The 16,575-nt window shown below is 33.6% G+C and carries 13 protein-coding genes, 1 tRNA gene and 1 pseudogene; 6 read left to right on the top strand and 9 right to left on the bottom strand.

All coding sequences use genetic code 11. The features are described from left to right. Window positions 1–214: 214 nt before the first annotated feature. Both GQ590_RS11060 and GQ590_RS11055 read right to left on the bottom strand, forming a co-directional pair. Window positions 215–523 (bottom strand): hypothetical protein, encoded by a 309-nt coding sequence (locus tag GQ590_RS11060; RefSeq protein WP_160406246.1) that lies wholly within the window; start codon window positions 521–523, stop codon window positions 215–217. A 289-nt stretch (window positions 524–812) separates the two neighbouring features. Further along, complete coding sequence (locus tag GQ590_RS11055; protein WP_160406247.1) at window positions 813–1,127, bottom strand: hypothetical protein; 315 nt, start codon at window positions 1,125–1,127, stop codon at window positions 813–815. 348 nt (window positions 1,128–1,475) lie between these two features. Here GQ590_RS11055 and GQ590_RS11050 point away from each other — a divergent pair. The 3 genes and pseudogenes from GQ590_RS11050 to GQ590_RS11035 all read left to right on the top strand — a co-directional run bounded on the left by GQ590_RS11050 (window position 1,476) and on the right by GQ590_RS11035 (window position 3,715). After that, window positions 1,476–1,552, top strand: a tRNA-Arg gene (locus GQ590_RS11050). Window positions 1,553–1,957: 405 nt separating this feature from the next. After that, a pseudogene (locus GQ590_RS11040) lies at window positions 1,958–2,311 on the top strand (integrase core domain-containing protein); the annotation flags it as partial. Between the two features lie 252 nt (window positions 2,312–2,563). After that, window positions 2,564–3,715 carry a type I restriction endonuclease gene (locus tag GQ590_RS11035; protein ID WP_160406363.1) on the top strand — a complete coding sequence of 384 codons (1,152 nt, stop codon included), beginning with the start codon at window positions 2,564–2,566 and terminating at the stop codon, window positions 3,713–3,715. A 179-nt stretch (window positions 3,716–3,894) separates the two neighbouring features. On the opposite strand, the gene GQ590_RS11030 is transcribed toward GQ590_RS11035, so the two are convergent. The 4 genes from GQ590_RS11030 to GQ590_RS11015 form a co-directional block, all read right to left on the bottom strand. Next, on the bottom strand, window positions 3,895–4,878 hold the full coding sequence (locus GQ590_RS11030; RefSeq protein WP_160406249.1) for an AEC family transporter: 984 nt from the start codon (window positions 4,876–4,878) through the stop codon (window positions 3,895–3,897). A 763-nt stretch (window positions 4,879–5,641) separates the two neighbouring features. Beyond that, on the bottom strand, window positions 5,642–6,772 hold the full coding sequence (locus tag GQ590_RS11025) for an ABC transporter permease (protein WP_160406250.1): 1,131 nt from the start codon (window positions 6,770–6,772) through the stop codon (window positions 5,642–5,644). A gap of 5 nt (window positions 6,773–6,777) precedes the next feature. Then, the gene (gene rbbA / locus GQ590_RS11020) at window positions 6,778–9,513 is read right to left on the bottom strand and encodes a ribosome-associated ATPase/putative transporter RbbA (protein ID WP_160406364.1); all 2,736 of its coding nucleotides are present in this window, start codon (window positions 9,511–9,513) and stop codon (window positions 6,778–6,780) included. 76 nt (window positions 9,514–9,589) lie between these two features. Next, window positions 9,590–10,663 (bottom strand): HlyD family secretion protein, encoded by a 1,074-nt coding sequence (locus GQ590_RS11015; RefSeq protein ID WP_160406251.1) that lies wholly within the window; start codon window positions 10,661–10,663, stop codon window positions 9,590–9,592. A gap of 272 nt (window positions 10,664–10,935) precedes the next feature. Here GQ590_RS11015 and argE point away from each other — a divergent pair, with 272 nt between their 5' ends. After that, window positions 10,936–12,099 carry an acetylornithine deacetylase gene (gene argE, locus GQ590_RS11010; RefSeq protein WP_160406252.1) on the top strand — a complete coding sequence of 388 codons (1,164 nt, stop codon included), beginning with the start codon at window positions 10,936–10,938 and terminating at the stop codon, window positions 12,097–12,099. Between the two features lie 49 nt (window positions 12,100–12,148). Here the strand turns inward: argE and rnz are convergent, their stop codons facing one another. Continuing rightward, window positions 12,149–13,066, bottom strand: coding sequence for a ribonuclease Z (gene rnz, locus GQ590_RS11005; protein ID WP_160406253.1), 918 nt, complete (start codon window positions 13,064–13,066; stop codon window positions 12,149–12,151). A 6-nt stretch (window positions 13,067–13,072) separates the two neighbouring features. Continuing rightward, window positions 13,073–13,300 (bottom strand): YccJ family protein, encoded by a 228-nt coding sequence (locus tag GQ590_RS11000; protein WP_160406254.1) that lies wholly within the window; start codon window positions 13,298–13,300, stop codon window positions 13,073–13,075. Window positions 13,301–13,373: 73 nt separating this feature from the next. Between GQ590_RS11000 and yaaA the strand changes: the two genes are divergently transcribed. Together yaaA and GQ590_RS10990 are read left to right on the top strand one after the other, a co-directional pair. Beyond that, the gene (gene yaaA, locus GQ590_RS10995) at window positions 13,374–14,147 is read left to right on the top strand and encodes a peroxide stress protein YaaA (RefSeq protein WP_160406255.1); all 774 of its coding nucleotides are present in this window, start codon (window positions 13,374–13,376) and stop codon (window positions 14,145–14,147) included. A gap of 7 nt (window positions 14,148–14,154) precedes the next feature. After that, window positions 14,155–15,111 carry an AEC family transporter gene (locus GQ590_RS10990; protein ID WP_160406256.1) on the top strand — a complete coding sequence of 319 codons (957 nt, stop codon included), beginning with the start codon at window positions 14,155–14,157 and terminating at the stop codon, window positions 15,109–15,111. Between the two features lie 25 nt (window positions 15,112–15,136). Here GQ590_RS10990 and GQ590_RS10985 read toward each other — a convergent pair whose 3' ends face one another. Then, complete coding sequence (locus GQ590_RS10985) at window positions 15,137–15,982, bottom strand: carboxylate/amino acid/amine transporter (protein ID WP_160406257.1); 846 nt, start codon at window positions 15,980–15,982, stop codon at window positions 15,137–15,139. Between the last annotated feature and the right edge of the window lie 593 nt (window positions 15,983–16,575).

Genomic DNA, 16,575 nt, shown 5'->3' with positions numbered 1-16,575 from the left:
ACAGCTCCATAAGGCGAAGCTTACTAAAATTGTTATTATTGTTTTTTTATTCAAAGGTATCATCCTGTAAAATAATTTGTTTATACAGTCTTTGTAAGGTGGCTTCTGTTATCGACAGATAATCTAAATTTCGAATCATAATAAGAGCTTGCTTCCAAGTTGCAAATTTACAAGCATGTTTTAAATTCTGTTATTTCGAATTTTCTCATCTGGTTTAACCCTGCTTTTGTATTGTTCTTCGTCCTAAATAAAATAATAAGAGTAAAACAACAACATAAACCGTTAAGGGAATTTTATAAATTATATTAACTACATTTTCTCCTATTGCTTCATTTTCATCAGACCACAGAATAAAATAAATGCTTTCTATGTCTAAATTATCATTTTGATAAACATAATTTTCTAAAACAGGATTTAACTTGATTGCTATTGAAGCAGTGGGATCATCCTTATATCGAAGGACCACCGTAAAGCACTTAATTAGTAATAATAGTATTACTAATATTTTTAGTGAATTAATCATAGAATAAGCTTTAATCCTCCTTTAATTTAATAATGTTTAATCTTCAATTACATTATTTTTTTAAAAATAAAATATGTATGATTAATAGATAAATTAAATCAAAAATAATCACTAGACTAAGCGTGCTTAACATATTGTATACCTTACTTAATAAACGACTTAAATCATCATCATTTTCCATTTGGTATTTTACAGTAAGAAAGGCATTTAATATTAAAGCCACTTCAACTACGACTATAAGAATAAAAAAGATTGTTATAAATGTTTTCATAAATGTTTTCATTTTGATTTAGTTGGATGAACCATAACTACCACCACTTGATTTAGGGCTACTACCACTACTTGATTTTTCCATACTTGATGAATTTGCTGAACTTCCTGAAATTTTACGCGTACTTCCAGAGGTTTTAGCTCTAGAACCTACTCCTTTTAATTCTTGTATTGATTCAATCTTTGGATAAGCAAATTTCATATCTTTCGTAAAATCTTTTATATTAGAATTTGTTTCTTTTTGTTTAATAAAGAAATTATTTAAAGAAATAGGTATAACAAAATATTCTTCATAATTCTTAAATTTAAAAACGGCACTTCCTGCTTCCTTCAATGCGTTGCAAGTTTTTGTTGTACAATTATTACCGGATAAATCATAAGTATCAACTACCCTTCCATATTTTTTTGTGTCCTCTGACGTATCCTCCCGAACAGTTTTTTCATTAGAACTATTCCATTGTTTATCGAAAATTTCAATGAGTTTATCTTCTTTTACATCCTTGATTTGATAAAACTATAGAAATTATCAAAAAATACTCCCTTAAATCACCGGTATCAAATAGTAACCAAATTATTTATAAGCTGAAAATATTTTGTTAACTCAACGCAATAAACTATTAAAAATCATTGACGAATTGAAATAGCCTTATATAATACACACCGACTTAACCAATAAATCTCCGTCTCCTTAGCTCAGCTGGATAGAGCAACGGCCTTCTAAGCCGTAGGTCACAGGTTCGAATCCTGTAGGGGACGCCATTAAAATCAATAACTTAAATTAATTCTCAATATTTTATAAAATTTAATTGCTTAAGTATCTATTCTGCTGCTATTAGAACAATTAAAAAAATAAACATTTGCCCCGTCCATGTGTAAATACCCCATTTTTAGCACAAAACCCACATAGAAAATTACGCTGCTTGTTTTCGTGTTTTAAATTCAATCGGCGTGATATTATTTAGTGCCTCATGTGGTCCTTCTGTATTATAAATGGTTAGCCGTTCTTCAGTCATTCTCCTTGTTTATTAGGAACCGATAACTTTTTGGGGGGCGGGGGGAATACGCTGTTTACGATTCCATTGATAACCGAGCTTTCTAATGCCATGAAATGTAATAGGCTTTACTTAATCTGACATTTGAGTTATTTTATAACACCAAAAGGCGAGCCATGCTTATGAACTTTATCTTAATCTAGAAGATATTGAACACACCAAGACCAAAGCCTACAGCCCACAAACTAACGGCATTTTTGAGCGATTCCATAAGACGATGAAAACAAAATGTTATGATATTTTATTTCGACGTAAGATTTACACACAATTAAGTGAAATACAAAACGATATTGAGCAATGGCTTGAGTTTTACAATCGAGAAAGAGCACATTCTGGAAAATATTGTTATGGAAAGACTCCATGGCAAACATGGAATGATGCAAAGGGGTTGGTTAAGGAAAAGCAATTGGAGAATTTATTTTGCTCATCGGACACGCATTTTGTTAAAATGAAGGCCGATGAGTAATATGTGTCTGTCAAATTAAGCTTGAGCTACTACAAGTAGATGAAGTTATGTATGTAGCTGCCATTGTTAAATCGTCAAGATTTATTAATGTTCATGATATCTAACTTTAAAAGTAAGTATAAAACATAACCACTTTGTAGATGGTTATTAAAAATAGAATATTTAGACGAAAACAATAATAATTATTAGCATTATAGAAATAATTAACAATTTTTATGAAAATCAAACAAATAATCAATATAATATAAGGCAATAAATATGAAAACCTTCAAAAGTAAACTAAATAATCACTCGGAACATGTAAAAAAAGTTGGCAACCACTGCACTACAGAAGAAACAACAAAACAAGCTTTAATATTACCACTTCTTGATATATTAGGTTTTACACCATACGATCCAACCAAAGTAAAAGCCGAATTTAAAGCAGATTTTCCCGGAGAAAAAGCTAATGAGCGAGTTGATTACGCTCTTTTCTGCCAAGATTTACCTGTAATGTTCATAGAAGCAAAATCATGGAATGAAGAATTAACAAATCACTGCCCACAACTTTCTAGATATTTCAATGCAACGCCAGAAGTAGCCGTTGCCGCAATAACTAACGGTAGGGAATGGAGGTTTTTTACCGATTTAGAACAAAAAAACATTATGGACGCTACTCCTTTTTTAAAAATTAAAATTGAAGATTTACAAGACAATGATTATGAACAACTTTATCAATTTAGATACGACCAATTCAAGCCGGAAGCATTAAGGACATTAGCAGAAGAAAGTATTTATTTTTCATTATTTACTAAAACAATAACTTCAACACTAAGAGAGGCGCCAATTGATTTTGTTAAATATGTAGCAAATAAATCAAATATCTCAAGACAACTAAATCAAAAATTTCTTGATAGCATTACACCGATTGTAAAAAATGCAATTGAAAGAGCTGTAAGTAATATGGTTGTTGTCGGTTTAACAGGAAAAAAAGAAATTTCAGACGATACACCAAGCGATCAAGAAGAAGCAACAATAATTGATGAAAAAGCAGATATTATAGATCCTGAGAATAATAAAATTATCACAACTTACTCTGAAAGAGTTTTATTTGATCACATACATTCAATAACAAATGACGATGAATTAACATACAAAGATACCGAATCATATTTTAACGTGCTTTATCAAAATAAATCCAACAGATGGATGGTTCGATATTTTGATAATAAACAACGCCCATCAATTCAATTGCCAATTGAGTTAACAGATAAGATAAAAGACGAAGTTAAGAGAGCTGGATTAGAAATTGGCGCAGGAGATCAAATTATTATTGATAAACCAGAAAATATATTAAGAATATCTGGGTTAATTCTTGATGCATATGAATACACAAAAAATGATGAAAATTTTAAAAGAAAATAAATATTTTTTTAATGTCTCTTTACAAAGCCCAATTAGGGCTTTTTTTATACTTAAAATTCTCCATAAATTCAAATTTCATCACTTTTTTGTTTAAAAGAAAATCGGTAAATAACTTTAGAAAATTAATAATAAACCTCTTCGTTTAATTAAAGTAAAACGAAGAGGGATAATTTTATTTATTAAGCAACACCAGGAACGGTGAAATCCATAATAAGGAGTAACGTTGGCAAAATAAAGATAGATAAAACTGTTGATGCAAAGAAAATACTCGAAGCCTGTTCTTGCTCAACATTCCAATTATAAGCCAAAATTACTGCTGTTGATGCTGTTGGCATGGCTAATAAGAAGACTAACTCTTCGGCCTCTATACCTGTGATACCAAATAAATACACAGAAATAAGTGCAACAATTGGTGTAATAAAGCTTTTCAAAACCACGTTGATCATTAATGGTTTTGATAATTTTAACTTAACGCCGTGAATACCTACACCGACCGCAATAAGCGAAATGAAGTTACACGCATTAGACATAATATCAAAAGTGTTAAATACAAAATGCGGTAACCATTTAGTACCATCAGTAACGCTCACAATTAATCCTAAAATAACAGCCAAAAACATGGGTTTCATGAGTGAGTTTTTTACTGCACTAAAGATCATATCACCAGTAACTTTACCACCAGATAATTTAGTATCACATAATTCTAGTAAGAAAATTGTCATCGGAATCAATGATAATGCAACAACAAAATTAGCAATCGCGACCGAAATGGTAGACGCAGCCCCAAGCATTAACGTCAAAAAAGGCACTCCCATTCCGCCCATATTAGGAAAGCAACAAAGCATGGCATTCATCGCTGTTGATTTTAACTCTTTATGCAAAATGTATTTATTAGTTAAAAAGCAAATTATCCATAAAAATGACATAGTGCAGAAAAAGGCTATCATCCAAATGCCATTAAATATCTGCGATGGTTTGGCATGAGATGTATGCACAAAAAGCAATGCAGGAAAGACAAAGTTTGATACTAGTCCTGATAATAATTTTTTAGAATCTTTTGTAAAAATACCTTTTTGTACACATAACCAACCAAGAAAGATTAACAAAAAAACTGGAAGACAAGAACTTATAACTTGCCCAACTGCAGACCAGATTAGATTCATTTTTTAAAACTCCTAAAATAATATTACTTAAAATACAAATTCGGTAATGGTCGGTAACTTAAGATTAAAGATTATATTTATAGACCGAGCTAAAATAAGTAGGTACAAAATCAAATATATTTTATTACATATAAAACGGCATTCTTCTTTATTGTAAATTGATATTATTAAATGCTATTTCACATTTAGCATACTTAATAAAAGACATTATTAATATAGAAACCTTTTATTCTATTTCAATGAACATATCGTAACTTGAAGGCATTATACTTATTCTTATAAGCCTTGTGTAAACCAAGATTTCTTAACTGCCTTAAAACACAAAAAAACAGAAACATTTAACTTATTATTTACGAGAAATAGAAAGATTTTTCTTTAAAAAACAACAAACAAGAAAAATAAAAAAACAAACGTTAAAGTATAGTAAAAATTAATCTTGCACAAAAATTCCCTAAATAACGGTTTTTATCGTGCTTTATTTGTTATAAAAAAGACTAAAATTACAGTTAATAATTTGATTTAATTTGCTTATATCAAATCTCTGCCGCAAAAATATTTTTCTGACGTTTATATAATGAAGATAAAAAAAGAAAACAATAGATAAAAATTTGTTTATCAACAATCAATAAATGATTAACATAATGTAAATCATTTATACTGCATTGTAAAATGCATAATGTAATTTAAGCTGATTCTAACTTAAAACGCCTTATTTTTTATGTTTATCAAAGTCCCCTTTTTGCCTTTTAGTGATTAAAAGATGTTATGATCCCATATTGACAATTGAACTACGAAACCGTCTTAAAGCAATTAAGAAGAAAACAGTACCAATTGCCAATAACCACGCAAACGAACTCCAAACCACACTTAAGCCTGCGCCACGATAAAGTATCGCCTGCCCTAATTCAACAAAATGCGTTGTTGGTGCAAACATCATAATATTTTGAACTATTTCGGGCATACTTTCTCGTGGCGTGCTGCCTCCTGATAGCATTTGTAGTGGTAATAAAACTAAAATTAGTAACATTGCAAATTGGGCGGTTGATTTAGCAACGGTTGCCATAAAAATACCAAGTGACGTTGTCACGAATAAGTGCAATGCCGCTCCTACTAAAAACAAGCTGACCGAACCAGCAATAGGCACATTTAACCAGCCATGAACAACCAGTAACAATGCAACCCAAGTTGATATTAAGACAACAAGCCCCATTGACCATACTTTCGATATCATAATTTCAAATGGTGTGACAGGCATAGCAAGCAGGTGATCAATCGTTCCATGTTCCCGCTCTTTCATTAAAGCAGCGCCAGTTAAAATAATTGAGAGTGTTGTCACTATATTGATGATTTCCATTACCGAACCAAACCAAGAACGCGTTAAATTAGGATTAAACGCGGTATGCACTTGTATGTTAACAGGCAAATTCGTGACTTTACTGTAACGATTAACATATTCAGTCACTTCGCCTGTAATAATTTGCATTATGTAGCCATTACCAACAAATGCCTGCCCCATCCTTGTTGCGTCAATGTTGAGTTGAATTTCAGGGCTTTGGTTATTGAGCACATCGCGCTGAAAATTAGGAGGAATATTCAACGCAAACGTGTATTTATCTGTATCCATGCCACGATCGACATCATTCATTGAATATAATTTAACGGGAGTATTGAACATTGGCGGATAAAAAGCTGCAATAATTTGCCTTGATAAGGGGGAGTTGTCTTCATCAACAACGGCAATTGAAGCATGATGTAAAGAATCAGACGTTGCTGTTGCAGCAATATAGATATCAAAGGTAAAGCAATAAGCTATTAATAATAACATGATAGGATCACGCAATAATCCCCAAAGTTCTTTAATGCCTAAGCGATAAATATTAATCAAACTTTGCATAATACCTACCCCTCTTGCTTTTTAAGAAGAAAAATACTGGCACCAAGCACAATTGGTATTGTTACCAATAAAATAAATATCGAATTATGCAAATCCATAAAGTCGAGCGCTTTGTTAAATACACCACGAGCAATAATTAGCATATGCGTTGTTGGGTAGATTTCACCAATGTAACGACCTCCACCTTCTAATGATGAGACAGGATTTAGCAGTCCTGAAAATTGAATGGCGGGTAACATTGTTCCCACGCAAGTTAAAAAGATAACCGCAATTTGGCTACGTGTGACCGTTGAAGCCAATAAACCAAAGCCAGTAGAAATAATACAATAAGCAAACGCAGCAAGGCATAGTGTAAACAAACTGCCTTTTACTGGAACACCAAAAATGGTGATTGCCATAAATAGCAATAATAAAAAGCTAAACATGGAAATAACAATATAAGGTACTTGCTTACCTAACAAAAATTCGGCTTTTGTTACTGGTGTTACATATAAGTTGATAATCGATCCCATCTCTTTTTCACGCACGACCGATAACGCGGCTAACATTGACGGAATCATTAATAATAAAATCGGAATAACCGCCGGCACCATAGATGGCAAGCTTTTGATATCAGGGTTATAACGGTAGCGTGTTTCTATATTTGCTAAGCTAGTAGATGATTTTCCTGTTACTTCTTTTACTTTTTCGTCTAACCAAGCAAGATGCATACCTTGTACATAGCCTTTAATTGTTTCTGCCCGCAGCGGCATAGCACCATCAATCCAAATTGCAATATCAACACGATCGCCACGCTGTATATCACGGCCAAAATTCGGCGGAATTTCAATCGCTAAAGCAATGTCATTACTGCGTAACCGTGCATCCATATCGTTATAATCAGTGATAGGTGCCCTTTCAATAAAATAACGTTTAGAGCCTGATAAATTAAGCGTATAATTTTGACTAATGACACTTTGATCGCGATCAAGCACTGCAAAACGCAGATCTTCAACATCCATTGTAATACCGTACCCCATAACCAACATTAAAATTGCTGAACCTAATAACGCTAATAATGCCCGTAATGGATCGCGTGATAATTCAAGCGTTTCACGCCATAAGCAACCTATCAGGCGTGTAAAACTAAATCCTTGAAAGTGATTATTTTGTGATATTTCAGTAGTGTTATTGGTTATGGCTTTTGGCGCTTCGGTTGTTTGTTCTTCATTGTGACTATCATCAGCCCCTGCATCGACAAGATAACGAATAAATGCTTCTTCTAATGTTTTCGCCTTTTTAGCGCTGATGATATTATCAGGTGTATCACTTGCTAACACTTTACCTGCATGCATTAATGAAATTCTGTCGCACCTTGCAGCCTCATTCATAAAGTGAGTTGTAATAAATACGGTGACTTTGTCTTTTCTAGACAATTCAATGATCAAACGCCAAAAGTCGTCTCGTGCAATGGGATCAACCCCAGATGTTGGCTCATCAAGGATAAGAATTTGTGGATTATGCACAACCGCAACAGACAACGAAAGCCTCTGTTTTACCCCTAAAGGTAAGCTATCGGGCAAGCTTTGTGCATCTTGCTCTAAACCAAAGCGTTTAAGCAATTCGTTAATACGCGCAGGTATTTTACTTTCCTCAATACCAAACAAACGTGCATGTAAAACTAAATTTTGTTTGACCGTTAACTCGCTATACAAAGAAAAGGCTTGAGACATATAACCCAAATGACGCCTAACATTTATATCACTAGCATCAACAGGTTTACCAAATAGCCACGCGTCACCTGATGAAATCGGCAATAAACCCGTTAACATTTTCATGGTGGTTGATTTACCACAACCGTTCGATCCTAAAAAACCAAATATTTCACCCTGCTTAATTGAAAAATTGACATGATCAACCGCAATAAAATTACCAAACTGTTTTGTTAAGTCTTTTGCTTCTATTGCTATTTGCAAATCTTTATTAAGGTCTAACGGTGGAATTTCGACAGTTTGATAACCTTGCTTGGCATTTTCAGGCATTAGCTCAATAAAGGCGTCGTCTAAATTGTCTTTTTTTGTTTTAGCTAGTAATGAACTTGGTGTGCCAGTTTCAAGAATTTTACCGCCATACATCGCAACTAGCCAATCAAAGTTTTGCGCTTCATCCATATAAGCGGTTGCCACAATTACGCTCATTTGTGGTCGTTGTTTACGAATTTTATTGATTAACTGCCAAAATTGCGCTCTGGAAAGGGGATCAACCCCTGTGGTTGGTTCATCTAAAATCAAAAGATCAGGATCATGAATTAACGCCGAGCATAAACTCACTTTTTGCTTCATTCCACCTGACAAACGCCCTGCAGGTCTTGATAAAAAAGGGTAAAGCCCAGTGCTATGCGTTAATTCATCAATCCGACGGCGACGCTCTGCTGCATCATTGCCAAATAAACGAGCAAAAAATTGCAAGTTTTCTTCAACGGATAAAGTCGGATAAAGATTTTTGCCTAATCCTTGCGGCATATAGGCAATGCGCGAACAGACATTTTTGCGGTGTGATTTGTCTTTCATATCACCGTCTAAGACATACACTAAACCATCTTGAATAACATGTGCCCCTGCAATGAGCGATAACAAGCTAGATTTGCCCACCCCATCAGGCCCAATAAACCCCACCATACACCTTGGTGGAATGGCTAAATTAATATTATTAAGTGCACAGTTTTTTTGGTAATGCAGTGTAACATTGCTTACCTTTACCATAGCATCATCAATGGATTTAGCTTCATTTAATAAAACTAAATCCTTATTGTCTGAATCTGACATATGCTATCTCCAATTATTCGGTTGGACATTTTGCAATATCAGATAAGCCATCTGGCCACGGCGTTTTAGGATTAAGTTTAACCCAAGCTACACCAGGTAAACCAGTTTTAACTTGATTTATAAAACATTTTAATAATTCAGGGCTTAATTGCGCTTTAACTCTAAACATCAGCTTTTGACGTTCATCTTTTGTTTCAACCGTTTTTGGCGTAAATTGTGCAACACTTGAAACAAACGAAATCTTGGCTGAAATGGCTTTATCAGGTAACGCATCTAAAATAAGCCTAACTTCGTCACCAATAGCCACTTTGCCAGCTACTGTTTCTGGCAAAAAGAAAGTCAAATAAACATCATACAGATTTACTAAATTTAAAACCTTACCACCAGACGGTAAAACCTCGCCTAATTGTGCAATACGATACTGAATACGCCCATCAACAGGAGCAACTAAAGTACTATCATCAATATCTGCTTGTATTTGTCTTATATTAGCACTGGCAACATTGATCGCAGCTTTAGCACTATCAACACCAGCCTGAGCAACGGCAATTGCAGCATCTGCTGCGGTAACTTGCGATTTTGCAGAATCTAACGCCGCTTTAGCGCTATTAAATTTAGCGGTATCATCATCGAATTGTTGTATAGATAATGCGCCTTTTTGATAAAGCGTTGCAGTTCGTTGTAAATGCTTAGATGCAATATCTACATCGCTTTCACGCTGACTTACCCCTGCTTGAGCTGCAACTTTATCGCTCATTTTTAATGCCACTTGTGCTTGAGCGCTTATCTCATTACTTATTGCTTGCCCATATTGCGCTTGTGCTTCATTTAATTGCGCTTGTAAGGTATCAGTTTGCATAACAACAAGTGGTTGTCCTGCTTTAACAAAATCGCCTTCATCAACGTTAATTTTCTCGATTCTGCCAGCTAATTTTGCCGAAATATTGATTTCGGTCGCTTCAATGCGCCCATTGCCACTGACAAAGTCCGCACCATACCCGTCTGTTTTTAATTGTTGCCATAAAATAAGAACGATAGAGACAATAACGACTGTAATAATGATCCATTTTTTGCTTATTTGTTTCATGAATAGCACCTTATATTTTAAAGTGATTTATAACAAAGCTTAACGAAATAACAAATCGTTATAGGCTATAATTGTATTGATTAAATAATATCAAATGTTTATGGCAAATAATATCTGTTCACAAAATAAACGCAATAAATGTTAAAAAATTTAATTTAATAAAAATTCTTTATCGATACTGAAAAAACTGATTATTTATATGCAAAAAATAATGTAAATGCTATTCTTATAACCTTATAAAAGGCATATCTTCAATTTATCATTTAAAGGTGATGTTTATGGCACTTCCCTCTTTTTTAACGCTTTACAATGAGCTTATCTCGACTCCAACAATCAGTAATGTCACTAACGAAGAATTAGATTATTCTAACAAACCGCTTATTGATAAATTAGCCAGTTGGTTTGAAGATTTAGGTTTTACGGTTGATATTCAACCTGTTCCTAATACTCGCCACAAATTCAACATGCTAGCCACTTATTCCAATAGCGAAAATACAACACAAGGCGGTTTATTGCTAAGTGGACACAGTGACACCGTTCCATTTGACGAAGGGCAATGGACTAAAGATCCCTTTAAACTAACCGAAGAAAATAACAAACTATACGGGCTTGGTACTGCCGACATGAAAGGTTTTTTTGCCTTTATTTTAGATGCTCTGCGTGATATTGATCTTAAAACATTGAGTAAACCGATTTATGTTCTTGCAACTGCTGATGAAGAAACATCCATGGCAGGTGCCGCATTTTTTGCCCAAAATACCAAATTACAACCTGACTGTACTATTATTGGCGAACCAACATCGTTAATCCCCATCAGAGCACATAAAGGATTTATCTCTAATTCCATTAAAGTAATTGGTAAATCAGGACATTCGAGCGATCCCGATAAAGGCATTAACGCTATCGAAGTGATGAATTTAGTCATTGAGCGTCTATTGGTACTCAAACAAAAATTCAAAGAACAATATCATAATGATGGGTTTAGTGTTCCTTACCCTACCCTAAATTTAGGCGTTATTCACGGCGGCGACGCAGCTAATCGTATTTGCGGTTGTTGTGAACTGGTGATTGATATTCGTGTCTTACCTAATAACGATGTTGATTCACTGTATCATACACTTTGTGAAGCGCTACAACCCGTTATGGATAAATACCCAAATCGAATTGCTATTGAATATGAAGTAGCCCCAATTCCTGGTTATGAATGTAAAAAAGATCACCCCGTATTACAACATATTGAAACGTTAGTCGGCCATAGTGCACAAACAGTTAATTATAGCACCGAAGCTCCCTACCTAAACCAAATTTCACCAACGATTGTATTAGGCCCTGGTTCAATTGAGCAAGCACACCAGCCCGATGAGTTTATTTCAATGGACTTTTTAAAACCAACTAAAAAGACAATAGAACAATTGATTAAGGATTTTTGCCTTTAGAGAGTAAATTATGCAAACGCCGACAATGTCGGCGAAAAGGCAAAATAGATTAAATAGTGAATGTTGAAAAATCGGTAGCAATTTCAGTATTAGCAAAAACGCTTCTTGCCTCATTAACCAATTTATTATTATCATCTAAACTATATCTAGGACTAATATGTGTCATAATAAGTCGCTTGGCATTGGCTTGTTTAGCAATAGTTGCTGCATGAATGGTTGTCGAATGCCCACGTTCGATTGCTTTGTCTTCTAGTGCATTTTCTTGTGTTGCTTCATGAACAAGCAAATCCACATCGTTAGCAAGCGTAATTGACGCTTGGCAAGGTATGGTATCACCTAAAATAGCAAGCTTTTTGCCCTTTTTTATTTTACTTTGATAATCAACACCTCGAATAATACGCCCATCATCTAAAGTTACTGTTTTACCCTTTTTTAGATCATTATAATAAGAACCAACCTGAATGTTATTTTGTTTTAATTTATCGATATCAAGCTGAACTGGCAGATCTTTTTCAATAATGCGATAACCAAAACACGGCACGCGGTGTTTTAATAATTTAGCTTCCACTCGGAACCGTTCATCTTCAAAAACAGTGCTGTCTTGTTCAAGCTCAATAATATTAAGAGGATAAGTTAACCAAGAGTAGCTAATTTCGATCACGGTTTCGATAAATTGCTTAACCCCTTTCGGTGCAATTAAAGTTAATGGAGATTGATTTTGCATCAAAGAACGCGTAGTTAATACACCAGGTAAACCAAACAAATGATCGCCATGCAAATGCGTTAAAAAAATGACTTCGAGTTTGGCAAGGCTGAATTTGGCTTTTTGCATTTGCATTTGAGTTGATTCACCACAATCAAAAAGCCATAATCCATGTTGCTCTTGCCTAAGATCTAACAGCATACTGCTGACATTGCGCTGCGCAGTTGGAGACCCAGCGCTTGTTCCTAAAAAAGTTAAATTCATAACAACCTAAATATTTTTACGTTCGATGGTTTGTTCACCCCAAAACAGTTTATCGGCATTTGTTTTAGCAAAAGCACGTTTTAAGACTTCATCACTGCCTTCTGACCAAATTTGTTCGGCAAGTACTTCATTATGATTAGCAAGTTCAAAAATCGCTTCGGCAATTTCTATTGATGTATCACGAACAGTTGCCCAAGCACGGATATCATGTATATCTTTTTTGGTTGAGTTCATTTTATTACCCCTTTATGATGAAATTAAGTGTAAAATAAACCTAATTGAAGAAAATTACAATAGGTTATTTTTTATGCTTACCGTGATATCACCAGCTAAAACACTTGATTACCAAAGCCCGTTAATTACTAAACAAAACACTTTGCCTCAATTTATACACCAGTCTGAAAATTTAATTGAAGACTGTAAAAAGCTAAGTGCTAAAGAGCTCGCTGCATTAATGTCAATTAGCCCAAAATTGGCCGAACTTAACTATGAACGTTTTCAAAACTGGCATTGTGATTTTAATCTTGAAAACGCAAGGCAAGCAATACTTGCTTTTAAAGGTGATGTTTATGAAGGATTACATGTTGAAGATTTTACTGATAAAAATCTAAAGTTTGCACAATCCCATTTAAGAATATTATCAGGTCTTTACGGTATTTTAAGACCACTTGACCTAATTCAACCTTATCGGTTAGAAATGGGGATCCGCTTAAAAAATGGTAGTAACACTAATCTTTATCAATTTTGGGGCGATAAATTAACAGAACACCTTAATAGTGAACTAGCCAAAACATCACATCGCACATTAATCAATTTAGCCTCAAACGAATATTTCAAAGCGATCAAACCAAAACAATTAAATGCAACTATAATTCAGCCTATTTTTTTAGATCAAAGCAAAGATACCTATAAAGTTATCAGTTTTTATGCAAAAAAAGCACGCGGACTAATGAGCCGATACATTATAAAAAATTGCATTGAAAAGAGTGACGATATTAAAAGTTTTAATCTAGAAGGCTATCAATTTGATTCGAAACGATCAACTGACTTAGAATGGTACTTTATACGCAATCATCAATAAAATAATAATGATGGAATTTCTTACTACATTATGGGCACAGTTTTTATCTACTTTGCCTTTATTTATCTTAATTTTATTAGGATATTTAGCTGTTAAAATTGGTCGTTGGCAAAAAACAGTGACCGATAGCTTAACTAAATTTACTTTTTATATTGCATTCCCCATAATGCTGTTTCAGATTATGAGTCATTTTTCTGAACAGTCGCAAATCAATATAAAAGTGTTATTTGTCTTTTTTGGTGGATCATTTATCGTCTTTGCGTTTGGTTGTTTGATTGCATCAAAATTATTTAAATTAACAGGTTCAGAAAGTACACTTTTGGCTATGGGTGGTATCTATACTAATACTGTATTTGTTGGCATTCCCATCATCAAAATGCTACTTGGCGAGAAAGCAATCCCCATTGTAGCCATTATTGTTATATTTAACGCTCTGATTTTATGGACACTTGCTACCGTATCAATTGAATTTGTTCAAATGGGTAAATTTTCTGGACGGAGCTTTATCAAAGCATTAAAAAACGTATCAAAAAATCCTATTATTATAGGTATTTTCACTGGGATTGTCGTAAATTATATTGGATTACCTATGCCCAAATTTATCAATCAGTCAACAAAAATGGTCAGCGATATGACTGCACCACTCTCATTAATTGTGCTAGGTATGGGACTGGCTGAATATAAAATTCGCGACAAATTACTTATTACGACTTCTATCTGTATTTTAAAATTAGCTGCATTGCCAATTGTTACTTACATTATGGGTAAACTATTAGGTTTACCAACTTTGGAATTACAGGTTGTGGTATTACTTAGTTCGGTTTCAATTGCAATAAATTGTTATATGATGGCAAGACAGTTTGAAGTGTTACAAGGACCTATTGCTTCAAGCTTACTAATATCAACGACGCTGTCTTCTATTACAACGCCGCTAATTTTATCGATTATGACACATTTACCTTAACTGCTTATTGTGCTTAACTCAATGATCAATTTTTAATTTTGTAGTGTAGCAATAGTGCCAATACAATAACTACACTACCTAATATAAAGCGTAACCAGTCTAATGATTGATGCCAAATAACCACATTCACTAAAATCCCTGTTGGGATAACCACATTATTCATAATAGCCAAAGTCCCCGAATCGACTTTTGTCGCGCCAAAATTCCATAAAAAGTAACACACACCAGAAGCCACTATTCCAAGCCAAATAATAATTCCCCATTGCAAATTAGTTGTTGGTAATTTTGATGCATCGCCAAAAAGTAACCAACCTACTGTTGCCACAATTACCGCCCCAAAGTAAACCCAAGCAAAAGCCTGATGTTGAGGCATTGGATAAACCTCCATAATCCTTTTATATCCTACTTGCCCTAAGGCAAAAACAATATTGGCCCCTTGAATTAATAAAAAACCAATAATAAAGTTGGCACTAATATGATCATAACGAATAATAGCGGCACCAATAACTGCTATTATTGCCGTAAAAAGGTAACTCAATCTTAATGGATGACCTTGCAATAAATCATAAATAATCGTGACATAAATTGGTGTAAAAATAGTAAATAGCAACACTTCAGGTACTGAAATATATTGGAAGGAATTATAATAAAAAAAGTACATAATTCCTAATTGACAAGCTCCAACCCCCATTAAAAGAAACATGGTTTTAAGCTTAATATTTCTAAAACGTAAAAAAGGTAAAAAGGTAATAAATGCTAACAAAACTCGCATAACCACAGCAAACCAAGTATCAACCTGTCCACTGATATAAACACCAATAAAACTAAACGAAAACGACCAAATAATCGTTACAAAAATGAGGTAAACCATAATTAATTGATATAAACAATGATAAATGAATTGCATCGTATCAATTCACTTGACAGTTGTAAACTTTATATTATAAAAATTGATTACAATATAAGGTTACATGTAGGAAAACACCGAGTTGTTGACACTTCATAATTAAATTAATTCGCTAAAAACTTATAAGGTGTTTTTTTGAAATCGCTTTATAGATTTTAACGGTATTATAAAAATTAATAATACAATTAAGATTTTTTTCTCTATTTTTTATTCATAAATGGTTACTAATTACTAATTTAGCAACCACTTGTTAACATGCGCATCACGCTTTCGGTTTTCCATTGATTTATGGGCTAGATATTGGTAAATTTTTGATTGACACGATAATGTCATACATTTTACCTAAATAAAAAAACAGCTCAATTCTTGTTAAAAAGTTTCAGGAGTGCACCGTGTTTAAGTAAAAAACTAAAAAAATCATACTTAATTGATAGAAATCCGGTAAAATACTACTTCAATAATCCCGATAAAAATGTTCAATACTGGGAAGTAATCCCCGATGAAAATTAAAATATATAAATTATGAAATACTTATTATTAATCTCTCTACTATGCTT

The organism is Gilliamella sp. Lep-s35 (genome assembly GCF_009795845.1).
In the GTDB taxonomy this organism is placed as follows: Bacteria; Pseudomonadota; Gammaproteobacteria; order Enterobacterales; family Orbaceae; genus Gilliamella.
Note: the sequence above shows the minus strand (reverse complement) of the source record. Positions and strands in the feature narration are given on the sequence as shown.